Here is a 22,302-nt window from a genome sequence, read left to right on the forward strand (position 1 = left end):
TCCTGCCAGCAGATGGACCTCGGGGCAGGCGTAAAAAGACCCCGACGCCGGATCGCTCACGAATTTTTGCACGATCCCATGCCCCGCGACCGGCCGCGACCGGCCGCGGCGCTGAAAGCCGCCAGGCACGCGGCCGTCGCTCAGCCGTGAAGGGCTGCCAGTACCGAGCCGATCGGCCCGCTCCAGTCTCCGAGCGTCTGCTGCCGGTGCAGCCTGATCGAACTGTACCACGGCGTGTCCGACCGGCCGAGCAGCCAGCGCCAGTCGCACGAGGCCGAGAGCAGCACATGGCAAGGCTTGCCCATCGCCCCGGCGAGGTGGGCAATCGATGTGTCGACCGTCACCAGCCCGTCGAGATGGTGCAGAATCCCGGCCGTCGCGCCGAAATCGTCAAGCGCGCCGGCCATGCTCGGCACGTCGTATTCGCCCTGCCGCGCGCCGAGCTGAAGGGCGACGAACCGCACGCCCTCGCTGGCGATCAGCGGCGCCAGCGCGCCGGCCGGCAACGATCGCCGACGGTCGTTGTTGTGGCCCGGATTTCCTGCCCAGACCAGGCCGAACAGCCGTGTGCCGGCCGGCGGCGCGAGATCGGCGAACCGCTCCACCGCCGCGGCCGGCGCGGCGAGATAGCCCGCCGCGGCCGGAATCGTCTCCGGGGTCAGCCGCAGCACGTGCGGCAGGCTCATCTGGTCGATCGCGCAGTCCACTCCCGCCGGCGCCGGCTCGTCCAGCCGGCAAAGCCCGACGCCGAGCCCGGCGAAGAGCGGAAACAGCGTGGCATGGCACGCCAGCGTCACGCGCCGCGCCTCGGCGATGAGCCGCGGCAGGAACCGCGCGAACATGATCGTGTCGCCCAGCCCCTGTTCGGCACGAACCAGCAGATGGCGGCCGGCCAGACTGTCGCCGGTCCAGACCGGGGCGGGCAGGCGGTCGAAATGCGGGCCGTAGAGCGGATGGCGCTTGCGCCATTCATAGGCCTCGAACCCGGTGGCGAAATCCCCTTGCAGCAACGCCGCGACGCCCCGATTCCATTGCGCGATGGCGAAATCGGGATCGAGCCCGATGGCGCGGTCGCACAGCGCGATGGCCTCCCCGGTATCGCCGCGGATCGTCCGCAGCACGGCAAGGCTGGCCAGGGCCTCCCGCAGGTCGGGATCGATGGCGAGCGCCGCGCGCAGATCCGCCTCGCCCTCCTCGATTCGGTCGAGCCCGACAAGCGCATTGCCCCGGTTGAGCAGAGCCCCGGCGTGCCGCGGCTCGGCCGCCAGAACCTGGGTGAACAGGCCGATCGCCGTCTCGGTCTGGCCCAGCGCCGATACGGCGGAGCCCAGGGTGAATCGCGCGTGGTTGCAATCCCGGTCGAGCATCAGGGCGAGGGCGGCGTGGCGCGCTGCCGCCGCGTTGTCGGCATGGGCGAGATAGGCCGCCGCAAGCCCCGCCTGCGCCGGCGCAAATCCCTGCCGCAGCTTGACCGCCTCGGAATAGGCGGCGATGGCGCCGGCGGAATCGCCACGCTCGATCCTGATCGCGCCGGCAACCATCCACCCTTCGGCAAGACCCGGCATGGCGGCACAGGCCGCGCTCGCATCGCGCTCCGCATCATCCAGCGCGCCGAGCAGCCATAGCGCCAGGGCCCGGTTCGCGAGCGCGGCGGGGAATCCCGGGATGGCCTCGAGCACGCCGGTGAAGCACCTCGCCGCCACGGCGTAATCCCCATTGCCGTGCGCCGAAATCCCGGCCGCGAAAAGCGCCTCCGGGCCATCGGCGGCCGTGGTCATGTTCTGATCCATGACCCCGACTCTAGGGCAAGAAACTTAATGAAACCTTACAACACCGTCGCGCGGGTCCGGTTCAACGCGCCGCGACCGCCATCGCCGCATCCCGCAGCCGGGGAACATGCCCCTCGGCCAGCGCCGTCAGGCTGGCGGGCATGTTGCCGATCTGCTCGCCATAGATCCAGCTGTCGGTGAGAACCTGCCGCACGAACCGCCGCGTGGTGGCGTTCGGGATCGATTCGATGAAGATCAGCGGATCGCCGCCATCCCTGATCGTCTGCGCCCATCTCGTCGCGGCCACCGGCCCGGCATTGTAGCTGGCGAGAATCCGCAGCAGATCGCCGTTCACATCCGGCTGCGAGGCGAGATACCGCAGATAGGACTGGCCGAGCGCGAGATTGGCCGCGGGGCTCTCCAGATCGCCGGTGATGTCGTAGCGCCGCGCCATCGCCCGCGCGGTCGCCGGCATCAGCTGCATCAGCCCGCGCGCGCCCACCCGCGAGACGGCGTGCGGGTTGAAGCCGGATTCGGTGCGCGCCAGCGCATAGACGAGCGCCGGGCTCACGCTGAACCCGCCCGCGGGGTGCAGCGCCGGCAATGGCAGCGTCACGCCCGCGATCTCGTTGCCCGGCAGGGTCCGCGCCAGTGTTATGGCGACATCGATGAGCCCCGCCCGCGCGGCAACCCGCAGCACGGCCCGGCCCAGATTGGGATCTGCCTTGATGGGCGGCCAGAGGCTGCGCAGGGCGCGGGCGGCATCGTCGGTGCGGCCAACCTGCAGCAGCGCGAAGGCGAGCGATCCCGCGGGCTGCGCGGCCACCGCCTCGACATCCGCTTCGGACAGGCTGGCCGTCAGGCCGCTCATGCCGAGGTCCCGCCCGAGCAGCCGCGCCGCGAGCATGCCGTAGAACGTGCCCTGGTTGTTCGCGGCCTTGCCGAGGCTGGCGATATAGGCGTCGGGCAGGCCAAGCCGCAGCGCGGCGCGCGCCGCCCAGAACGCGCCGGCGGCGTGCTCCTCGGGGGTCGCCTTCGCCGCATCGGCCGCCTGTTCGAAATGGGTTCTGGCCTCGGCGAGGCGGCCGAGCTGCCAGGCGGCGAGGCCCGCGATGTAATCCGGCGCCCACACCTCGTTCCCGCCTTCCCTGGCGGCGTCGGCGGCAATCTCCAGCGCCTGGGCGTTGTCCCCGCGCTCGAAAAGGTGCCGTGCGACGATGGCCCGCAACGCCGCACCCGTCTGCGAAGACACATGACCGTCGTGGCGGATCAGGTCGATCGCGTGGCTGGTCTGCCCCGCGCCGCTCAGCCGCCGGACCAGATCGGCCATCCGCGCGGGCAGGTGCCTGCCGCCGCGCGGCGTTGTCGCCGCGCCGCTCGCCACAAGGCCCGGCTCCGGCAGATACTGCACCTCCGCCGCCGGCATCGCGGCGCCGCGCGGCAGGCGCGAGGCGAGCAGGTGCCTGATCCTGTCGGTGCCGGGCTGGCCCCCGTATTTCCTGAGCCAGGCCTCAAGCTCCGGCGGCGTCGAATGATGATACGGACCCAGATAGCGCTGCGCCAGCACCTGCCCCATCAGCGCATGGTCGCCGAGCCGCTTGATCAGCGCCGCGGCATCCGCCATCCGCCCCGCTGCCTGATCGGCGAAGATGCGCCGATAGAGCGCGACATCGCTTGGCGCCAGCGGCCGCGCGAGCACGACCTCGTCGCCATTTGCCGGCGCCGATCGCGGGATCGCATACGCTACTGATTCCGGGTGCGCTGCGGCACCCTGCCTGTCGGTCGAAGGCCCCCTGTGTCCAGCCGGCGCCGCATGGGCGACGTTCAATCCGGCAGACAGCGCCGCGGTGACGATACACGCCCGGGCGACGCTTAGGCGGGAGAGCTTTTTAACGGCCCCTCGCATGATCGTTTCGCTACAACCCAATTCCGCCGCTGCGCAACCACTCCGAGAGGTTGAGAATCTCGTAAAATTGGACAAAGCCCGGAATTCTGCGGGTTTCGTTGCGCCCTAGATTTCAACTTTTCGTGATAACTTGCGTAAATAACATGTCAGACTCGCCGTATATGCATGACTCGACACATTCGCGCCGCAATTCGAGCAGGTCGGCCCAGGCCAGCCGCTTCGCCTCCGGCTGCCGCAGCAGGAAGGCGGGGTGATAGGTCGGCAAGGCGCGCAGCCCGCCCTCCAGCCCGGGCACCTCGATCTCGCGCCACTTGCCGCGCAGCCGGGTAATCCCCTCCTTGCCGCCGACCAGCGCGCGCACGGCCACGGCGCCGAGCAGGACCACCACAGCCGGGCGCACGAGCGCGATATGCCGGTGCAGGAACGGCAGGCACTGGGCGATTTCGGTCTCCGAAGGCGTGCGGTTCCCCGGCGGCCGCCAGGGCACGACATTGACGATCCGCACCTTGCCGCGATCGAGGCCGATGCTCGCCATCATCCGGTCCAGCAACTGCCCCGCCGGGCCGACGAACGGCCGCCCGACCCGGTCTTCCTCGGCGCCCGGCGCCTCGCCGATGAACATGATCCGCGCATCCTCGGCGCCATCGGCGAAAACGAGCTGGGTCGCCGTGCGCTTGAGCGCGCACTGGTCGAATCCCGCAAGCGCGTCGCGCAGGGCGGCAAGCGTTGCGGCGGCGCCAGCAGGTTCGGTGTGAGGATGGGCGCCAGGATCGGTGCCGGGCAGGGCGGGGGCGATGGATGCCGGCCTCAGCACGGTCGCCCCCGGCACGGCCTCCGGCATGTCCCGCCCGCCCACCCGTGCCGCCATATGGTCGGCGGGCGTCTCCAGCAACGCCTCGTCCGCCCCCCATTCCGCCTGCAGCGCAAGCGAAGCGAGCAACGCGGCGCGCGTATCTCCCGTCATGTTTCCGCCTTGTGCGTCCATCGGCCGATTTGCGCCCGGAGCCGGGCTTTGCGCAATGCCCCGCGCTTCCCTATACGTTAATGACAGCGCAGGAGAACCCACATGTCAGACGCAGTGCCGCCCCGGGAGTCCATGGAATTCGACGTCGTCGTGGTCGGCGCCGGCCCGGCCGGCCTGTCCGCGGCGATACGGCTGAAACAGCTCGATCCCGAAATGTCCGTCTGCGTCGTGGAAAAAGGCGGCGAGGTCGGCGCGCACATCCTCTCCGGCTGCGTGCTGGAACCCCGCGCGATGGCCGAACTCCTGCCCGACGCCGATATCGGCGCGATCGAGTTCTCGGCGAAAGCGGGCGAGGACCGTTTCCTCTTCCTCACCGAATCCGGCAGCCACCGCATGCCGACGCCGCCGCAGATGAACAATCACGGCAATTTCGTCGTCAGCCTCGGCAATGTCGTCCGCTTCCTCGGCGCGAAGGCCGAGGAACTCGGCGTCGAGATCTATCCCGGCTTCGCCGCGGCCGAACTCCTGGTCGAGGAGGGCCGCGTCGCCGGCATCGCCACCGGCGACATGGGGATCGGCAAGGACGGCCAGCCGACCGCGCAATACCAGCGCGGGATGGAGCTGCGCGCTCTATATACTGTGTTCGCCGAAGGCTGCCGCGGCTCGCTCGGCAAGCAGCTGATGTCGCGCTTCGGCCTGCGCGACGGGGTCGATCCGCAAACCTACGGCATCGGCATCAAGGAACTCTGGGAAGTGCCGGCGGAGCACCACAATCCCGGCATGGTCATGCACACGATCGGCTGGCCGCTCGATACGAAAACCTATGGCGGCTCGTTCCTCTACCATCTCGGCGGCAACCTGATGGCCTACGGGTTCGTCATCGGGCTCGACTACGCGAACCCCTATCTCTCGCCCTTCGAGGAGATGCAGCGCTTCAAGACCCACAAGGCGATCCGCCCCTATTTCGAGGGCGCGAAGCGCATCTCCTACGGCGCGCGGGCGCTGAACGAGGGCGGCTTCCAGTCGATCCCCCGTCTCGCCTTTCCCGGCGGCGTGCTGGTCGGCTGCGAGGCGGGGTTCCTCAACGTCCCCAAGATCAAGGGCACCCACACCGCGATGAAATCCGGCATGCTCGCCGCCGAGGCGATCGCCGAGGCGCTGGCCGGCGGCCGCCCCGCGACACTCGATGCCTTCCCCGAGAAGGTCCGCGCCTCCTGGCTCTGGCCCGAGCTGCAGGCGGTGCGCAACATCCGCCCCGGCTTCGCGAAATTCGGCATGTGGGGCGGGCTGATCAACGCCGCGTTCGAAACCTACGTCACCCGCGGCAAGTCGCCCTGGACCCTGCGCAACCACGCCGACAACACCGCGCTGAAACCCGCCCGCGACGCAACCCCCATCGCCTATCCGAAGCCCGACGGCGCGCTCACCTTCGACCGGCTCGGCTCGGTCTTCATCTCCAACACCAATCACGAGGAAAACCAGCCGGCGCATCTCACCCTGCTCGACCCGGCGAAGGCGATCGCGGTGAACTGGGCCGAATACCGCAGCCCCGAAACGCGCTACTGCCCGGCCGGCGTCTACGAAATCGTCGGCGCGGAGGCGGGCGATCCGAGGCTGCAGATCAACGCGCAGAACTGCGTGCACTGCAAGACCTGCGACATCAAGGACCCGACGCAGAACATCAACTGGGTGGTGCCCGAGGGCGCCGGCGGCCCGGCCTATCCGGGCGGGATGTGAGCATGGGCCCGACCCGGATCGGCATTGCCGGCATCACCGGCCGGATGGGCAAGCTGCTGGCCGAGGCGGTGCCGCTGGCCGGCGCCACGCTCGCCGGCGGCATCGGCCGCGATGGCGATCTCGCCGCCCTCGCGCACGACAGCGATGTGGTGATCGATTTCACCCTGGCCGCCACGGTCAGCCGCCATGCCGGTATCCTCGCCGCATCCGGCACGCCCTGGGTGCTCGGCACCACCGGGTTCGATCCGGCCGCCGAGGCCGACATCGAAGCCGCGGCCGCGCGGATTCCGGTGTTCCAGGCGGCGAATTTCGCCCCCGGCGTCAATCTCGTGATCGCGCTGGCCGAGCGCCTCGGCGCCGCCCTCGCCGCCGAAACCCACGACGCCGAAATCCTCGAAATGCACCACCGCCAGAAGATCGATGCGCCCTCCGGCACCGCGCTGGCGATCGGTGCCGCGGTGGCGCGGGGCAGGGGGGTGGAGCTTGATTCGGTGAAGGACTCCGGGCGCGATGGCCATACCGGCATGCGCGAGACCGGCGCCATCGGCTTCGCCGCCCTGCGCGGCGGGCAGATCGTCGGCAGCCACAGCGCCATCTTCACTAGCGCCGTCGAGCAGATCACGCTGACCCATCACGCGCTCGACCGGCGGATTTTCGCTGAAGGCGCGGTCCGCGCCGCGTTGTGGCTGGCCGCCCGCCCGCCCGGGCGCTATGGCATGCGCGACCTGCTCGGCCTGTAGAGCATCATCCGATCGGATGGCGTCATCTGACCGGATAAAGATGCTCTATTTATTCATGTCACAGAGCGCTGCATCCGATCCGGATGGATCGGAAATCGCTCTGCCGCCGCCCCTCGTCTTGACCCCCGGGCGCGATTGCGCCATGCCCCGGCACGCTCCGGCATTCGGCCGGCGCCGCCGCCCGGCATGGGCACGACGTCTCGCGACAAGAGGAGAAATCCATGCGCGACAAAGGTGACTACCTGTTCACCTCGGAATCCGTCTCCGAGGGCCACCCCGACAAGGTTGCCGACCGGATTTCGGATACGGTGCTCGACGCCTTCCTGGCGGCCGACCCCTATGCGCGCGTTGCCTGCGAAACGCTGGTGACGACCAACCGCATCGTGCTCGCCGGCGAAACCCGCGGCCCCTCGACCATCACCCGCGAATATCTCGCCCATCTCGCCCGCCTCGCGGTGCATGACATCGGCTACGAGCAGGATGGCTTCTCCTGGCGCGACGCGAAGATCGACGTGCTGCTGCACGAGCAGTCGGCCGATATCGCCGTCGGCGTCGATGCCGCCGGCAACAAGGACGAGGGCGCGGGCGACCAGGGCATCATGTTCGGCTACGCCTGCTCCGAGACCGACGCGCTGATGCCGGCGCCGATCTATTACGCCCATCTGATCCTCCGCCGCATGACCGAGCTGCGCAAGATCGGCGATGCCCGCGCCGCCGGCCTGCTGCCGGACGCGAAAAGCCAGGTCACCCTGCGCTATGCCGATGGCAAGCCGGTCGGCACCACCTCGATCGTGGTCTCGACCCAGCACGAGGACGGGATGAGCCAGGACGAGATCAAGGCGATGCTCCGCCCGCTGGTCTCCGAGCTGCTGCCCGAGGGCTGGATGTGCCCGGACGATCAGTTCTACGTGAACCCGACCGGCAAGTTCGTCATCGGCGGGCCGGACGGCGATTGCGGCCTGACCGGGCGCAAGATCATCGTCGACACCTATGGCGGCGCGGCCCCGCATGGCGGCGGCGCCTTCTCCGGCAAGGACCCGACCAAGGTCGACCGCTCGGCCGCCTATATGTGCCGCTACCTCGCCAAGAACGTGGTCGCCGCCGGCCTCGCCACCCGCTGCACCATCCAGGTCAGCTACGCGATCGGCGTGTCCCATCCGCTGTCGGTCTATGTCGACATGCACGGCACCGAGCGCGATGTCGATCACGTGAAGCTCGAAACCGCGCTGCGCGAGCTGGTGAACCTCACCCCCCGCGGCATCCGCGAGCATCTGCGCCTCAACCGGCCGATCTACGTGCCGACCTCCGCCTACGGCCATTTCGGCCGCGAGCCGGACGATCAGCTCGGCACCTTCACCTGGGAGAAGACCGACCTCGCGCCGGCGCTGAAGGCCGCTTTTGGCCGCTGACGATGCAGCCGGGCGGGCGCTGAAACCGCCGCCCGACCGGCTCTACGGCCGTGCCCGCGGCCACGCGCTGCGGGCACGCCAGGAAGAGCTGATCGAGACCCTGCTGCCCCGGCTGCGCTGGCCGGGGCAGGATTTCGCGATCGCGCCGAGGGAGCTGTGGCTCGAGGTCGGCGCCGGCGGGTTCGAACACGCCGAGGCGATCGCCGCGGCCAATCCCGATATCGGCCTCGTCGCCTGCGAGGTGTTCGTCAACTGCATCGCCTCGCTGCTCTCGCGTCTCGCCCCCGAGGGCGCCGAGCCGACGGTTCCCCCCAACCTGCGCGTGCATGACGACGACGCCCGCGCCCTGCTGCGCGGCCTGCCGGCGGGCTCGGTCTCCCGCCTGTTCCTGATGTTCCCCGATCCCTGGCCGAAGGCGCGCCACGCCAAGCGTCGCTTCGTCCATCCCGCCATTCTCGCCGAGGTTGCGCGCGTGCTGCGTCCCGGTGGCCTATGGCGCATCGCCAGCGACGACCCGACCTATCAACAATGGGTTGATGAAGTCTTTTCTAACGATGTTACATTTTCTTTGTTAAATAAAACGACGTCCCGACCGGATGACTGGCCCGCGACGCGCTATGAAGCCAAGGCGACGAAAGCAGGACGACAGTCGCACTACTGGACATTTGTTTCAAAATAGCTTTTCGCGGCGACGTTTTACGACCTTACGGCGGTTGACAGATCAGGCATGCACGATACAACCGGGTTGTGACGTGCGGTCGTCACGGGGTCGTCGGCATCACAATGTTGTCAGATCGTCTCGTTAGTGAAAGCGGGCCGCATGTGTCGCTGAGCCGGTGTGCCGCCTGGCGTGGCCACAATACGGAAGGGGAAATGATCCAAATGGATTTTGTGAATTCTGCATCGTTCAACCGCCGCGGCCTGCTCAAGGCCGGCGCTGCGGCCGGCGTTTCCAGCCTGGTCCTGCCGCAGGTCACCTGGGGCGCCAGCGAGAAGCCGGTCAAGATCGGCATGATCGATCCGCGCACCGGCGTCTATGCGCCGGCGGGTCACAACGAGATCATCGGCGCCACCATGGCGGTCGACGAGATCAACAAGAAGGGCGGCATTCTCGGCCGGCCCGTGCAGCTCCTCGTCGAGGACGACAACAGCCTTCCCGGGCCCGCCGTCAGCAAGGCGCAGAAGCTCGTCGCCGAGGACAAGGTGAACTTCCTCATGGGCACGGTGAACTCCGCCGCGTCCGAATCGCTCAGCCAGTTCGCCCTCCAGCACGAGATGCTGTTCGTCGACACCGGCGGCCACGCCGACGACGTGACCGGCAGCAAGTGCCACTGGACCACGTTCCGCACCTGCTCGACCACCTGGATGCTCACCGCCGGTGACTTCAAGACCCTCTTCAGCAAGTTCGGCAAGAAGTGGTTCTTCATCGTCCCGGACTATGCCTTCGGCCACGCCCTCTACAAGGACTACATGGTGCAGCTGAAGAAGGCCGGCGGCGAAGCCGTGGGTCATGCCCTCGCACCGCTCGGCACCACCGATTTCTCGTCCTACCTGATCCGCGCCCGCGCCGCGAAGCCGGACGTGCTGATCTGCCTGCAGGCGGGTGACGACCTCGTCAACCTGCTCAAGCAGGCCGTGCAGTTCGGTCTCGACAAGCAGATCGCCATCGCCGGCGCGCTGCAGGAAATCGAGGTTCTCCAGGCGCTGCCGAAGGCCGCGCTCCTCGGCTGGTGGACCTTCGAGTGGTACTGGAACCAGCCCGGCGTGCCGCATGTCGCCGATTTCGTCACCGAAGTGAAGAAACGCAGCGGCGGCAAGGTGCCGACGGCGCGAACCTGGTTCGGCTATTCCACCGCCTACGCCATCGCGATGGCCGCGAACCAGGCGAAGTCGCTCGACTCGCTCAAGGTCGTGAAGGCGCTCGAAGGCATGGAGCTGCCGCCGGAAGTCGCGCTGCAGCCGGGCAAGGTGCATTACCGCGCCGAAGACCATCAGATGATGGCGAACATGTTCCCCGGCTACGTCCCCAAGGACGCGAGCTACCCGAACCTGTTCAAGGTCGCGGATGTCATCCCCAGCGAGTCGATCGCGCTGTCGCCGGCCGCGGCCGGCTGCAAGATGACCTATCCGAGCTGATCTCCATCCGCATGGCGGTCTGCGCTGGCCCACGACGCAAGTCGTGGGCCAGTTCGCTAGCACCGCCACGCGACCTGTCTCCAGCCGCGCCCGCGGGCGCTAGATGTGAAGTGAAACCGTGGAATCTCTGTTGCTATACAGTGCCTTCAACGGCTTGGTTGTCGGCATCTTCTACGCGCTGATGGCGCTTGGTCTGTCGCTGATTCTGGGCCTGAACGGCGTCATCAACTTCGCCCATGGCACTTTCATGGCGCTTGGCGGCTATCTCGCCTTCACCCTCGAACCCTATATCGGCTTCTGGGGCGGCCTGGTCGTCGCGCCGCTGCTGGCGGTCGTCGTCGGCCTGGCGGTCGAGCGCTTCCTGATCCGCCCGCTCTACGGGCGCGACCCGCTGTTCTCGCTGCTGCTCACCTTCGGGCTGGCGATGATCATGCAGGACGTGATCCGCACGATCTGGGGCTCGATCGGCCAGCCCTTCGCGCTGCCGAACTACCTCAACTCGCCGCTCAGCTCGTCGATGTTCTTCCTCACCGGCTTCCGCCTCGTCGTCATCGCCATCACCGTGCTGGTGACGGGCGCGCTGTTCGCGGTGCTGCGCTACAGCCGCATCGGCATCCGCATCCGCGCCGGCAACGCCGATCTGGAAACCATCTCCTCGCTCGGCGTGAACATCTTCTTCCTCCGCGCCGCGAATTTCGGGATCGGCATCTTCCTTGCCGGTGTCGCCGGCATCCTCGCCGCCGGCCAGCTCGGCCTGTCGCCGACCATCGGTGATTCGCTGATCATGCCGGCCTTCGTCGCCATCATCGTCGGCGGCGTCGGCAGCCTTATGGGCAGCGTGCTCGGCGGTCTCATCATCGGCATCGCCTCCGGTCTCACCGCGGCCTTCTTTCCGGTCGCGCAGGAAGTCGTCATCTACGTCATCATGGCGGTGGTCCTGGTCATCCGTCCCCGTGGCCTGCTCGGGCAGGAAGGTCTCTTCGAATGAGTTCTGCACTTGAAACCCGGCCGTCCTCGCGGCCTGCCCCCTCGATCGGCGGCCGCGAGATTTCCGCGGCCATCATCTGGCTCGCCCTGCTCTTCGTGCCGATCTGGCTGCCCGCGATCGGCGGCTTCACCGATCTCGCCTCCCGCGTGCTGATCTACGCGATGGCCGCGACCGGGCTGAACCTGCTGCTCGGCTACACCGGCGGCCTGTCCTTCGGCCACGCCGCCTATTTCGGCCTCGGCGCCTACGGCACCGGCCTGTTCATCATCCACGTGATTCCCTCGATGCCGCTCGCCCTCATCGCCGGCACGCTGCTCGGCGGCATCGGCGGCATCCTGGTCGGCCCGATGGTGATGAAGCGCAAGGGCATCTACTTCTCGATGATCACCATCGCCTTCGGCCAGATGTTCTACTTCCTCGCGGTGCGCTGGAACACCGTGACCGGCGGCGAGGACGGGCTGACCGGCTTCTCCCGCGTGCCGCTGCATCTCGCCGGCGAATCGATCAAGCTCGGCCCGGCCCGGTTCTATTACGTGGTGCTGGCCCTGTTCGCCGCGGTCATGCTGGTCGTCTGGCAGATCCTCCGCTCGCCGATGGGCCACGCCTTCGTCGCGACGCGCGAGAACACCACCCGCCTGCGCTTCCTCGGCGTCGCGGTGGACAAGCAGATCTGGGTCGCCTTCGCGATCTCGGCCTTCATCACCGCCCTCGCCGGCAGCCTGAACGCGATGCTGACCGCCTTCGCCTCGCCGGATGACCTGCAATGGCAGCTCTCCGGCTCCTTCGTGGTCATCTGCGTGCTCGGCGGCATGCGCAGCTTCTGGGGGCCGTTCCTCGGCGCCGTCATCTACATCGCGGCGCAGGACTATCTCTCCAGCGTCACCCAGAACTGGATGAGCTATATCGGCCTGATCTTCGTCCTGTCGGTGCTGTTCTTCCCGCAGGGTCTGCTCGGCTTCATCAAGGGGAGGGGGCGGTCGTGAGCCTTCTGAAACTCGAACATGTCGGCCGCCGCTTCGGCGCGCTCCAGGCCCTCAAGGACATCTCGCTCGCCGTCGAGCCGGGCGAACTGCGCGCCGTCATCGGCCCGAACGGCGCCGGCAAGACCACGCTGTTCAACCTGATCAGCGGCTTCTTCCCGCCCACCGAGGGGCAGATCCTCTTCGACGGCCAGCCGATCACCGCGGTCAGCCCGAACGATCTGGTCCGCCGCGGCATCATCCGCACCTTCCAGATCACCCAGGTCTTCCTCTCGCTCTCGGTCTACGAGAATGTCCGCGTCGCGGTGGAAACGGCGATGGGGCTGCAGCTCCGCCCCTGGATCTCGCGGGCGACGCGCGCGAAGGTCGATGAAAAGGTCGACGAACTGCTCCACGTCACCCGCATCGCCGACAAGGCGGACCGCATCGTCGGCGAGATGTCGCATGGCGACCAGCGCGTGGTCGAAATCGGCATCGCCCTGTCGCGCCATCCGCGCCTCCTCCTGCTCGACGAGCCGACCGCCGGCATGGGCGATGAGGAAACCCACCACATGACCGACCTGATCCGCCGCCTCAACAAGGACCAGGGCATCACCATGCTGTTCGTCGAGCACGACATGGCGATCGTGTTCGGCATCGCCGACCGCATCACCGTGCTCGACAACGGCACCTTCCTCGCCGAGGGCACGGCGGCGGAAATCTCCGCCAATCCCCGCGTCCAGAGCGCCTATCTTGGAACCGCCATCGAGGAGACCGCCGCATGAGTGCCGTTCTCGAAGCCGACGGCCTGCAAACCTATTACGGCAAGAGCCACATCCTGCACGGCGTCTCGCTCAAGGTGAACCAGGGCGAGCTGATCGCCCTGCTCGGCCGCAACGGCGCCGGCAAGACCACCACGATGCGCAGCGTCATGGGCCTGACCCCGCCCCGCGGCGGCAACATCAAGCTCTTCGGCAAGGATGTCACCAAGGCGGCCTCCCATCGCATCGCCAATGCCGGCGTCGGATATGTCCCCGAAGGCCGCAAGATCTTCGGCCACATGACGGTGCATGAAAACCTGCTCGTTCCCCCGAAACCAAGGGGCCCTGGACCATCGAGACGATCTACAAGCTGTTTCCGCGGCTTGAGGAACGCAAGACCAGCAAGGGCGGCCGGCTCTCGGGCGGCGAGCAGGAAATGCTCGCCATCGCCCGCGCGCTGCTGCTCAACCCGAAATTCCTGATCCTCGATGAACCCTCCCAGGGCCTCGCCCCGGTCATCGTCCAGGAAGTCATGCGCACGATCGGGCGGATGAAGGGGGAGGGGATGTCGATCCTTCTGGTCGAGCAGAACGCCCATCTCGCCCTCCAGCTCGCCGACCGCGCCTATGTCCTGTCCGATGGCGAGGTCGTCTATGACGGCTCCGCCGCCGAACTCGGCGCCGACACCGAGCGGATGGAGCACCTTGCCGGCGTCAGCCACGCCGGCTGACGCTCTTGCTCAGCGTCAGCCACGCCGGCTGACGCCCTTGTTCGGCACCAGCCACGCCGGCTGACGCCCTTGTTCGGCACCAGCCACGCCGGCTGACGCTCTCGCACAGCGTCAGCCACGCCGGCCGGCGCCGGAACGATTGGCGGCGCCGCGCCATTCCGTTAAGCATGGCAGGTCAGTCATGAGGCCTGCCATGTCATCCATCGCCGAGTCTCCCGCCGCCATAACCGCGACCGACCGCGAGGCCGCGAAGGTCATGGCGGCCGGCATCGCCAGCATGGTCCTCACCGTCGGCCTCGCCCGCTTCCTCTACACGCCGCTGCTGCCGGTGATGCAGGACCAGGCGCATCTCTCCGTCACCGGCGGCGGCTGGCTCGCCACCGTCAATTACGCCGGCTACATGACCGGCACGCTCCTGATCGCCGCGATCGGCAACCTGCGCACCCGCTTCCTGTTCTACCGCGCCTTGCTGGTCCTCGCCGTCCTCACCACGGCGGCGATGGGCCTGACCACCAGCCTCGTCGTCTGGGCGGTGCTGCGCTTCCTCGCCGGCATGACGGCGGTGGGCGCGCTGCTGCTCGGCACCGGGCTGATGCTCGCCTGGCTGCGCCATCACGGCAGGCGGCTCGAACTCGGCGTCCCCTTCGGCGGCCTCGGCCTCGGCATCGTCGTCTCCGGCCTGCTGCCGATGGCGATGGCCGGCCGGCTCGACTGGGCCGGCGAGTGGATCGCCTCCGGCCTGTTCGGCATCGTCTTCCTCATCCCCGCCTGGGTCTGGATGCCGATGCCCCCGCCGGCCGATGCCGCCGGCCCCGCCGCCCTGGCGGACACGCCGCCCGTCGCCCGCTGGATGGCGCTGTTCGTCGCCGCCTATTTCTGCGCCGGCGTCGGCTATGTCGTCAGCGCCACCTTCATCGTCGCCCTGGTGGCGCATCTGCCGGCGCTGCGCGGGATGGGGAACCTGGTCTGGGTCGCGGTCGGCCTCGGCGCGATCCCGACCGCCCCGCTCTGGGACCGCGTGGCCCGCCGCACCGGCGACATCCGGGCCCTGCTCGCCGCCTTCGCCCTGCTCACCCTCAGCATCGCGATCGGCGCCACCACGCGCGGCCTCGCTTTGTCGCTGTTCGGCGCCGCCCTCTACGGCTGCGCGTTCAACGGCGTCACCAGCATGACGCTGACCATTATCGGCCGGCTCTACCCGCGCAACCCCTCGAAGGCGATGGCGCGGATGACGATCAGCTTCGGCGCCGCCCAGATCGTCGCCCCCGCCGTCTCCGGCTACATCGCGGCCCTCACCGGCAGTTACGACGGCGCGCTGTGGATGGCCGCCGCCGTCATGGTCACCGGCATGGCCTGCCTGCTGCTGCTCCCGCGCCAGCGCACCCGGGCGGCAGCCGGCGCCGCGATCTGAAAATGCCCGGAATGCCGCCCGCGCGCGCCGGCACTCTTGCCAAACCGCCGCGCGCATGGCCTCCTTGCGGCCATGAAACAGCCCCGCAACGGGGCACGCCGAAACCAGGGCGTCGTTCGATCGGCTGGCGTCATCCGATCGGGTAGAGGTGCTCTGGCCATCAATGCCACAGAGCGCTGCATCCGATCCGGGTCGATCGGAAAGCGCTTCAATTATCAATAACATTGAGCCCGATATCCGATCCGGATGGATCGGAAAGCGCTCCAGGGGGAAACGAGGGAATGAGCGAATCGCGCGGAACACCACGCAAGGTCATCATCACCTGCGCCGTCACCGGCGCGATCCACACGCCGAGCATGTCGCCGCATCTGCCGATCACCCCGGAGGAGATCGCCGATTCCGCCGTCGCCGCCGCCGAGGCCGGTGCCGCCATCCTCCACCTCCACGCCCGCGATCCGCGGGATGGCCGGCCAGACCAGTCGCCCGAGGCCTTCGCCCGCTTCCTGCCGCGGGTGAAGCAGCGCACCGGCGCCGTCATCAACCTCACCACCGGCGGCGCGCCCTACATGACGGTCGAGGAGCGGGTCCGCCCCGCCGCCAGCTTCCGCCCCGAGGTCGCCTCGCTGAACATGGGCTCGATGAATTTCGGCCTCTTCCCGATGCTCGACCGCTTCAAGGAGTTCCGCCATCCGTGGGAGGCCGAAACGCTTGAAAACTCGCGCGACCTCGTCTTCCGCAACACCTTCCGCGACATCGAATACGTCCTGCGCACCCTGGGCGACTCAGGCACCCGCTTCGAGTTCGAGTGCTACGACACCAGCCATCTCTACAATCTCGCCCATTTCCTCGGCCGCGGCCTGGTGAAGCCGCCACTGTTCATCCAGACCGTCTTCGGCATTCTCGGCGGCATCGGCCCGCACCCGGAAGACGTGATGCACATGAAGCGCACCGCCGACCGGCTGTTCGGCGACCAGTATCGCTGGTCCGTCCTCGGCGCCGGCCGCAACCAGCTGCCCATCGCCGCCCAGGCCGCCGCGATGGGCGCCAATGTCCGCGTCGGGCTGGAGGATTCGCTCTGGATCGGCCCCGGTCGGCTCGCCGACTCCAACGCCCAGCAGGTCCGCAAGGTCCGCCAGATCGTCGAGGGCCTCGGCCTTGGCATCGCCACACCGGACGAGGCGCGGGAGATCCTGTCGCTCAAGGGGGCGGACCGCGTCGGCTTCTGAGCCGCGCCGCCCGCCAGTCCCGTCACAAACCCTGGCATGTTGATAAACCGAGCATTTTTATCCGATCGGATGATGCTCTAAGCCATGATGGAGAGTTGCATGAAGATTGCTGTCGTCGGCGCCGGGCTGGTCGGCTCGGCCTGGGCCATCGTGTTCGCCCGCGCCGGGCACGATGTCGCGGTATTCGATGCGGCGGCGGGCGGCGCCGCCCGCGCCGCCACCCTGATCGAGGCGCGCCTGCGCGATCTCGAGGCCGCCGGGCTGGTCGCAAGCGCCGCCGAAATCCTCCCCCGAATCAGCCTCGCCGCCACCCTGGCGGAGGCGGTCGCCGGCGCGTCCTATGTGCAGGAAAGCGTCTTCGAAACCGTCGAGCAGAAGCGGCTCATCTTCTCCGCGCTGGATGCGGTGCTGGGCCCGGAAACCCTGGTCGGCAGCTCTTCCTCCGGCATTCCCGCCTCCGCCTTCACCGAGCATGTCGCCTGCCGCGCGCGCTGCCTCATCGCCCATCCGGTCAATCCGCCCTATCTCATCCCGGTGGTCGAGCTGGTGCCCGCCCCCTGGACCGGGCCGGATGTCGTGCCCCGCGTCCGCGCCCTGATGGAACAGGTCGGCCAGGAGCCGGTGGCGCTCACCCGCGAGATCGAGGGGTTCGCCCTCAACCGCCTGCAAGGCCTGCTGCTCGCCGAGGCCTTCCGCCTGGTGGCCGAGGGAATCATCTCTGTCGCCGATCTCGACCGCACGGTCTCCGCCGGCCTCGGCCTGCGCTGGAGCTTCATGGGCCCGTTCGAGACGATCGACCTCAACGCCCCCGGCGGCGTCGCCGATTACGCGCGCCGCTTCCGCGGCATGTACGAAACCATCGCCGGCGCGCGCGGCGTCGAGCTGGGCTGGGATGACGGGCTGATCGCCGAGGTCGAGCGCCAGCGCCGCGCCGCCCTGCCGGACTCCGAACTCGCCGCGCGCTCGGCCTGGCGCGACCGCAGGCTGATGGCGCTGATGGCCCACAAGAAGGACGAATCCGGCAAGGCGTGATCCGCGCCGCGCGCCCTACCGCCTGTAGCCCCCCGCCATCCGGCCGGCGTCGCCGCCGGCGAGGAAGCGGGCGAGGCGCCAGAGATTGCCGGCGCTGCGGCGCAGCCAGCCATCCCGCTCATAGGCGGCGGCGTCGGTGGTCACGACGAGCTTCATCGCCGCGAGCCGCCGCCGGCCGAGGCGCCGCGCCAGCGCCACATCCTCCATCAGCGCCAGCGCCGGCACCCCGCCCACGGCCTCCAGCAGCGCGCCCCGCACCAGCAGCGACTGGTCGCCATAGGGCAGGGCGAACAGCGCGCAGCGGGCGCGGACCATCGCCTCGGCGCATCGCGCCCGCCGCCGGGGCGAGGCGAAGCGCAGCCTCGCGTAATAGGCGCGGCCCGGATCGGCGGTGCCGAGGCACGCGGCCAGCGCCGCCGCCCAGTCCGGTTGCAGGATCGTGTCGGCGTGCAGCAGCCAGAGCCAGCCCGGCCCGGCGGCCGCAACGCCGCGGCCCAGCTGCGCGCCGCGCCCCGACGCCCCCTCGATCACAAGCGCGCCGAGCCGCCGCGCCAGCGCCGCCGAGCCGTCGCGGCTGCCGCCGTCGCTGACGATGACCCGCTCGACCAGGTGCGCCGCCCCGAGCAGCTCCGGCAGCAGGCGGGCGAGATTGTCCGCCTCGTCGAGCGCCGGGATGACGACGCTCAGCCGCGCCGCCACCGGTGGAACCGTTCGAGGATCGCGAGCCCGCGCGCCGAGGCGTGCGCCTGCCGCCACTGCCCGGCGACGGCGCGGATCGCCTCGGACCGCGTGGGATAGGGGAAAATCGTGCCCATCAGCGCCTTCAGCCCGAGCCCGTGCTGCATGGCGAGGGTGAAGCCGGTGAGCAGCTCGCCGGCCTGGGTGCCGACGATGGTGGCGCCGAGGATGCGGTCGCTGCCCCGCCGCGTCAGCACGGTGACGAAGCCTTCGGTATCCGCCTCGGCGATGGCGCGGTCGAGTTCGGCGAAATCGTAGCGGGTGATCTCGGCTTCGATGCCCCGCGCCGCCGCCTCGCGCGCGTTCAGCCCGACCCGGGCGATCTCCGGGCTCGTATAGGTCACCGCCGGCACCGCCTTGTAGCGCGGGCGGAACCGCCAGAACGGGGCGAACAGCGCGCCCAGCGCGGCATACCCGCCCTGATGCCCGGCCATATGGGTGAACTGGTAGGGCCCGGCGACATCGCCGCAGGCGAAGATGTTGGGATAGAGCGTGCGCAGCCCGTCATCGGTCTCGATCGTCTTCGCCGGGGTCAGCGGAATGCCGAGCGCCTCCAGCCCGTAACCGCTCACCCGCGGCCGCCGGCCGATGGCGACCAGCAGCCGGTCGAACGGCAGTTCGGCGGTTTGCGCCCCGCTGGTCGCGACAAGCGCGAAGCCCGCCTCCGTACGCGTCACCGCCTCGGCCTTGTGGCCGGTGCGGATGGCGACGCCATCGCGCGCGAGCGCCGCCGCCATCGCCGCCGACACCTCGTCATCCTCGCGCACCAGCAGCCGCTCGGCCATCTCCACCAGCGTCACCGCGCTGCCGAGCCGGGCGAAGGCCTGCGCCATCTCGCAGCCGATCGGCCCGCCGCCGAGAATGACGAGCCGCCGCGGCAGGTCCCCGATATCCCACAGGGTTTCCGAGGTGGCGTAGGGCGCCTCGGCAAGCCCGGGAATGGGCGGCACGAACGGTTCCGCCCCGGCGGCGATCACGATGGCCCGCGTGGTGATCCGTTCGCCCTCAACCGCGACGCACCAGGGCGATTCGATCACCGCCCGCCCGCGCCGGACCTCGACGCCGAGCCCCTCGTAGCGTGCCACCGAATCATGCGGCGCGATCCCCGCGATGGCGGCGCGGACATCGGCGATGGCGGCGTGGAAATCCTTCCCCGCGCGCGCGGCGTGGAGCAACGCCTTCGACGGCACGCAGCCGGAATTGAGGCAGTCCCCGCCCATCTCGCCGGCCTCGACCAGCGTCACCTTCGCCTTCACCGCAGCCGCGACATAGGACGCGACGAGCCCGCCCGCGCCGGCGCCGATCACCACGAGGTTGCGGTCGAACCGCTTCGGCCGGGCAAACCGCGCATAGAGCCTGCGGGCGGCCAGCGCGTCGCGCAGCCGCGGCGCCACGGGCGGCAGGGCGGCCAGCAACAGCAGGCCGATCACGAGGCGCGGGGTGAGGATCGGCCCATGCCCGCCAAGTGTGGCGAGCGAGGCCCCGGCATTCACATAGATCAGCGTCGCCGGCAGCATGCCGATCTGGCTCGCGAGGTAGAAGCCGCGCAGCCGCAGGCTGGTCAGCCCCGCCAGCAGGTTGACGGCGAAGAACGGCACCACCGGCGCCAGCCTGAGCGAGACCAGATAGAACGCCCCGTCGCGGGCGATCCCGCGCTCGATCCGCTCGAACAGCGCGGGAAAGCGGACGAGGGCGAAATCCCGCAGCAGGAAGCGGGCGGCGAGAAAGGCGAGGCTCGCGCCGATCGACGAGGCGAACGAGACCAGCACCGCGCCCTCGGCCACGCCGAACAGCGCGCCGGCGCCGAGCGTCAGCACCGCCGCCCCCGGCACCGAGAGCGAAGTCGCCGCCACGTAAAGCCCGAAATAGAAAACAAACCCGGCGAGCGGATGCGCCGCCACCGCCTCGCGCAGCCCGGCGAGATCGCCCTCCAGCCTGGCGATGGAAACCCCCTGCCGCTCCAACGCCACCACCAGGGCGACCAGCCCCAGCGCGAGCGCCGCGAAACCCAGCGCCCGCGCGTTGCCGCGCCGCTTGGCGCGCCCGATCGTCGTCGTGCTCATGTCTGTCTTACCTCGCACTCATGCAGGAGGATGCGCCGAATACGCAGAACCGCGCGCAATGCGGATGGTCGAGCGTCACCGCCCGGGAGGCTTCCTCCAGCGTGCCGCCGAGATCGAACCGCGCCTCATAGGGCAGCAGCGTGCAGGCGACGATCGAGAGCGCCGCCTCGCCCCTGCGCTGCACCACCATGCGCGAGGTGCGGCACATCGCATCCGCCCCGCGCGGCCGCAGCGCCGCCCAGGCGGCGGCGCTCACCCCCGCCGCCGCCGCCGGCACGTCCATCTCCGGGAACAGCACCAGATGCTCGGGGTCGAACGCGTCAATCTCCCAGCCCTGTGCCGCGAACAGCCGGGCGAACCCCGCCCGCGTCGCCGCCTCGTCCTCCACCGCCGGGTCGAACCGTGCCGCGATCGAGGGCTGGAACCCGGACGCGAACAGCGCGCCGATCCCCTCCAGCGCCGGCCCCCAGGCGCGCGGCCCGCGCAGCGCCGCGTGGCCCGCCTCGGTATGATGATCGAGCGAGACGCGCAGATGCAAATCCCGCCCCCGCCACCCGGCGATCGCCGCCATGTGGTGGCGCATCGGCGTCATCGCATTCGTCAGCACCAGCACCCGATAGCCCCGGTCGAGCGCGAGCCCGATCAGCGCCTCGATCTCCGGGTTCATGAACGGCTCGCCGCCGGTCAACCCGATCTCCCGCAGCTCGGGATGGCGGTCCGCCGCCTCGTCCAGCACCCGGCGCAAGCCCTCCAGCCGCAGCCAGCCGAGCCGGTCGTTGCGCGGCGAGCTTTCGATATAGCAGCCCTCGCAGGCGAGGTTGCAGAGCGTGCCGGTGTTGAACCACAGCGTCTCCAGCGCCTCCAGCGCCACGCGCGCATCCGCCGCCGGTCTCTGCTCCAGCCGCGTCGCCGTCGCCGCCCGCTCGGCATGCGGCAGAATGTCGAGATTGGGCCAGATCCCGCTCTCCAGCGTGTCGGCATACTCCTCCGGCAGCCCGGCCCGCCGCATCGAAGCCGCCGCCGCGCGGTAATCATAGTCGAGCGCGTGCAGCCCGATCTCCAGCCCGGCATCAGTGGGGGTGACGATCGAATACCAGCAGCGCGGCGTGCCGTCATTCGCCGGCATGCCGATCGCCCCCGCATTGTGCCACACCAGCTCCCCGATCCGCCGGGTGAAGCCGATGCCGCAATGCCCGGCGATCACCCCGTCGCACCCGGTGATGCCGATCTCCCCGGCCAGCACCAGGTCAGGGTCGGAGGCGAACAGGAAACGGTTGATCCGGCTCGGCGCGCCATGCACCACCGCGATCCGCCGCCCGCCGATCACGAGGTCGATCCGCCGGGGCAGGGCGGCCATCCAGCGCCGCGTCGCATCGTCGATCCGCGCATCGGCATGGGCGAACCAGGCGGCGGCCAGCCGGTCGCAAGACGAGCCTTCGGTAAAGCCGCAGCCGCAATCGGCCGCCCCGCGCCGAGCTGCTCCTCGCAATTGCCCATCACCGTCGCGATCCCGTGGCCGCGGATCAGGTCGGCGCAGGCCTGCGGATCGGCGCCATACGCCACCACGTCGCCGGTGCAGATCATCCGCTCGGGCGGAATCCCGTGCGCCCGCGCCGCGTCCAGCAATGCCCGCGTCGCCTGCAGGTTGCTGTAGCAGCCGCCAAACACCAGCACCGGTCCCTCCGCGGCGATCACCGGGATCGACGCCTCGCCTGTGGTCATGTCGAGCATCG

At 69.4% G+C, this 22,302-nt stretch carries 20 protein-coding genes; 13 read left to right on the top strand and 7 right to left on the bottom strand.

The window, feature by feature from the left end; all coding sequences use genetic code 11:
- Positions 1–140: 140 nt before the first annotated feature.
- The 3 genes from ACIDOCELLA78_RS97235 to ACIDOCELLA78_RS97245 all read right to left on the bottom strand — a co-directional run bounded on the left by ACIDOCELLA78_RS97235 (position 141) and on the right by ACIDOCELLA78_RS97245 (position 4,660).
- Positions 141–1,778 (bottom strand): tetratricopeptide repeat protein, encoded by a 1,638-nt coding sequence (locus tag ACIDOCELLA78_RS97235; protein ID WP_249674849.1) that lies wholly within the window; start codon positions 1,776–1,778, stop codon positions 141–143.
- Positions 1,779–1,851: 73 nt separating this feature from the next.
- On the bottom strand, positions 1,852–3,468 hold the full coding sequence (locus ACIDOCELLA78_RS97240; protein ID WP_249674860.1) for a lytic transglycosylase domain-containing protein: 1,617 nt from the start codon (positions 3,466–3,468) through the stop codon (positions 1,852–1,854).
- A gap of 319 nt (positions 3,469–3,787) precedes the next feature.
- Positions 3,788–4,660, bottom strand: coding sequence for a uracil-DNA glycosylase (locus tag ACIDOCELLA78_RS97245; protein WP_201727451.1), 873 nt, complete (start codon positions 4,658–4,660; stop codon positions 3,788–3,790).
- Between the two features lie 81 nt (positions 4,661–4,741).
- On the opposite strand from ACIDOCELLA78_RS97245, the gene ACIDOCELLA78_RS97250 reads away from it, so the two are divergent.
- The 13 genes from ACIDOCELLA78_RS97250 (at position 4,742) to ACIDOCELLA78_RS97310 (ending at position 17,768) form a co-directional block, all read left to right on the top strand.
- Positions 4,742–6,376: an electron transfer flavoprotein-ubiquinone oxidoreductase gene (locus tag ACIDOCELLA78_RS97250; protein ID WP_201727452.1), complete on the top strand. Its 1,635-nt coding sequence runs from the start codon at positions 4,742–4,744 to the stop codon at positions 6,374–6,376.
- A 2-nt stretch (positions 6,377–6,378) separates the two neighbouring features.
- The gene (gene dapB, locus ACIDOCELLA78_RS97255) at positions 6,379–7,116 is read left to right on the top strand and encodes a 4-hydroxy-tetrahydrodipicolinate reductase (RefSeq protein ID WP_201727453.1); all 738 of its coding nucleotides are present in this window, start codon (positions 6,379–6,381) and stop codon (positions 7,114–7,116) included.
- Positions 7,117–7,337: 221 nt separating this feature from the next.
- Complete coding sequence (gene metK, locus ACIDOCELLA78_RS97260; protein ID WP_201727454.1) at positions 7,338–8,525, top strand: methionine adenosyltransferase; 1,188 nt, start codon at positions 7,338–7,340, stop codon at positions 8,523–8,525.
- The gene (locus tag ACIDOCELLA78_RS97265; RefSeq protein WP_201727455.1) at positions 8,515–9,204 is read left to right on the top strand and encodes a tRNA (guanosine(46)-N(7))-methyltransferase TrmB; all 690 of its coding nucleotides are present in this window, start codon (positions 8,515–8,517) and stop codon (positions 9,202–9,204) included. Before metK ends, ACIDOCELLA78_RS97265 begins: the two co-directional genes overlap by 11 nt.
- Before the next feature lie 203 nt (positions 9,205–9,407).
- Positions 9,408–10,661, top strand: a complete 1,254-nt coding sequence (locus ACIDOCELLA78_RS97270; protein ID WP_201727456.1) for an ABC transporter substrate-binding protein — start codon at positions 9,408–9,410, stop codon at positions 10,659–10,661.
- 130 nt (positions 10,662–10,791) lie between these two features.
- On the top strand, positions 10,792–11,649 hold the full coding sequence (locus ACIDOCELLA78_RS97275) for a branched-chain amino acid ABC transporter permease (protein WP_249674863.1): 858 nt from the start codon (positions 10,792–10,794) through the stop codon (positions 11,647–11,649).
- Positions 11,646–12,632, top strand: coding sequence for a branched-chain amino acid ABC transporter permease (locus ACIDOCELLA78_RS97280; protein WP_201727458.1), 987 nt, complete (start codon positions 11,646–11,648; stop codon positions 12,630–12,632). The genes ACIDOCELLA78_RS97275 and ACIDOCELLA78_RS97280 overlap by 4 nt, the downstream gene beginning before the upstream one ends.
- Positions 12,629–13,393, top strand: a complete 765-nt coding sequence (locus ACIDOCELLA78_RS97285; RefSeq protein WP_201727459.1) for an ABC transporter ATP-binding protein — start codon at positions 12,629–12,631, stop codon at positions 13,391–13,393. The genes ACIDOCELLA78_RS97280 and ACIDOCELLA78_RS97285 overlap by 4 nt, the downstream gene beginning before the upstream one ends.
- Complete coding sequence (locus tag ACIDOCELLA78_RS97290; RefSeq protein ID WP_374223203.1) at positions 13,390–13,851, top strand: ATP-binding cassette domain-containing protein; 462 nt, start codon at positions 13,390–13,392, stop codon at positions 13,849–13,851. The genes ACIDOCELLA78_RS97285 and ACIDOCELLA78_RS97290 overlap by 4 nt, the downstream gene beginning before the upstream one ends.
- The gene (locus ACIDOCELLA78_RS97295) at positions 13,806–14,099 is read left to right on the top strand and encodes a hypothetical protein (protein WP_374223204.1); all 294 of its coding nucleotides are present in this window, start codon (positions 13,806–13,808) and stop codon (positions 14,097–14,099) included. The genes ACIDOCELLA78_RS97290 and ACIDOCELLA78_RS97295 overlap by 46 nt, the downstream gene beginning before the upstream one ends.
- A 193-nt stretch (positions 14,100–14,292) precedes the next feature.
- Positions 14,293–15,510 carry a YbfB/YjiJ family MFS transporter gene (locus ACIDOCELLA78_RS97300; RefSeq protein WP_201727460.1) on the top strand — a complete coding sequence of 406 codons (1,218 nt, stop codon included), beginning with the start codon at positions 14,293–14,295 and terminating at the stop codon, positions 15,508–15,510.
- A 281-nt stretch (positions 15,511–15,791) separates the two neighbouring features.
- Positions 15,792–16,736, top strand: coding sequence for a 3-keto-5-aminohexanoate cleavage protein (locus ACIDOCELLA78_RS97305; RefSeq protein WP_201727461.1), 945 nt, complete (start codon positions 15,792–15,794; stop codon positions 16,734–16,736).
- A gap of 99 nt (positions 16,737–16,835) precedes the next feature.
- Positions 16,836–17,768: a 3-hydroxyacyl-CoA dehydrogenase gene (locus tag ACIDOCELLA78_RS97310; protein WP_201727462.1), complete on the top strand. Its 933-nt coding sequence runs from the start codon at positions 16,836–16,838 to the stop codon at positions 17,766–17,768.
- 15 nt (positions 17,769–17,783) lie between these two features.
- Here ACIDOCELLA78_RS97310 and ACIDOCELLA78_RS97315 read toward each other — a convergent pair whose 3' ends face one another.
- From ACIDOCELLA78_RS97315 to ACIDOCELLA78_RS97330, 4 genes are read right to left on the bottom strand one after another with little or no spacing between them, the layout of a single operon-like run.
- Positions 17,784–18,467 carry a glycosyltransferase gene (locus ACIDOCELLA78_RS97315; protein ID WP_249674865.1) on the bottom strand — a complete coding sequence of 228 codons (684 nt, stop codon included), beginning with the start codon at positions 18,465–18,467 and terminating at the stop codon, positions 17,784–17,786.
- The gene (locus ACIDOCELLA78_RS97320; RefSeq protein WP_201727463.1) at positions 18,452–20,569 is read right to left on the bottom strand and encodes an FAD-dependent oxidoreductase; all 2,118 of its coding nucleotides are present in this window, start codon (positions 20,567–20,569) and stop codon (positions 18,452–18,454) included. Before ACIDOCELLA78_RS97320 ends, ACIDOCELLA78_RS97315 begins: the two co-directional genes overlap by 16 nt.
- 7 nt (positions 20,570–20,576) lie before the next feature.
- The gene (locus ACIDOCELLA78_RS97325) at positions 20,577–21,926 is read right to left on the bottom strand and encodes a radical SAM protein (protein WP_249674868.1); all 1,350 of its coding nucleotides are present in this window, start codon (positions 21,924–21,926) and stop codon (positions 20,577–20,579) included.
- Positions 21,893–22,300, bottom strand: coding sequence for a metallophosphoesterase (locus ACIDOCELLA78_RS97330; protein ID WP_249674871.1), 408 nt, complete (start codon positions 22,298–22,300; stop codon positions 21,893–21,895). Before ACIDOCELLA78_RS97330 ends, ACIDOCELLA78_RS97325 begins: the two co-directional genes overlap by 34 nt.
- Positions 22,301–22,302: the final 2 nt, after the last annotated feature.

The sequence above is a fragment of the Acidocella sp. C78 genome (assembly GCF_907164655.1).

Coding starts and splice junctions, on each gene's coding strand:
- ACIDOCELLA78_RS97235 (WP_249674849.1), bottom strand. CDS start 1,778: ATGACCACGGCCGCCGATGGCCCGGAGGCGCTTTTCGCGGCCGGGATT.
- ACIDOCELLA78_RS97245 (WP_201727451.1), bottom strand. CDS start 4,660: ATGGACGCACAAGGCGGAAACATGACGGGAGATACGCGCGCCGCGTTG.
- ACIDOCELLA78_RS97250 (WP_201727452.1), top strand. CDS start 4,742: ATGTCAGACGCAGTGCCGCCCCGGGAGTCCATGGAATTCGACGTCGTC.
- dapB (WP_201727453.1), top strand. CDS start 6,379: ATGGGCCCGACCCGGATCGGCATTGCCGGCATCACCGGCCGGATGGGC.
- metK (WP_201727454.1), top strand. CDS start 7,338: ATGCGCGACAAAGGTGACTACCTGTTCACCTCGGAATCCGTCTCCGAG.
- ACIDOCELLA78_RS97270 (WP_201727456.1), top strand. CDS start 9,408: ATGGATTTTGTGAATTCTGCATCGTTCAACCGCCGCGGCCTGCTCAAG.
- ACIDOCELLA78_RS97280 (WP_201727458.1), top strand. CDS start 11,646: ATGAGTTCTGCACTTGAAACCCGGCCGTCCTCGCGGCCTGCCCCCTCG.
- ACIDOCELLA78_RS97290 (WP_374223203.1), top strand. CDS start 13,390: ATGAGTGCCGTTCTCGAAGCCGACGGCCTGCAAACCTATTACGGCAAG.
- ACIDOCELLA78_RS97295 (WP_374223204.1), top strand. CDS start 13,806: ATGCTCGCCATCGCCCGCGCGCTGCTGCTCAACCCGAAATTCCTGATC.
- ACIDOCELLA78_RS97300 (WP_201727460.1), top strand. CDS start 14,293: ATGTCATCCATCGCCGAGTCTCCCGCCGCCATAACCGCGACCGACCGC.
- ACIDOCELLA78_RS97305 (WP_201727461.1), top strand. CDS start 15,792: ATGAGCGAATCGCGCGGAACACCACGCAAGGTCATCATCACCTGCGCC.
- ACIDOCELLA78_RS97310 (WP_201727462.1), top strand. CDS start 16,836: ATGAAGATTGCTGTCGTCGGCGCCGGGCTGGTCGGCTCGGCCTGGGCC.
- ACIDOCELLA78_RS97320 (WP_201727463.1), bottom strand. CDS start 20,569: ATGAGCACGACGACGATCGGGCGCGCCAAGCGGCGCGGCAACGCGCGG.
- ACIDOCELLA78_RS97325 (WP_249674868.1), bottom strand. CDS start 21,926: ATGGCCGCCCTGCCCCGGCGGATCGACCTCGTGATCGGCGGGCGGCGG.
- ACIDOCELLA78_RS97330 (WP_249674871.1), bottom strand. CDS start 22,300: ATGCTCGACATGACCACAGGCGAGGCGTCGATCCCGGTGATCGCCGCG.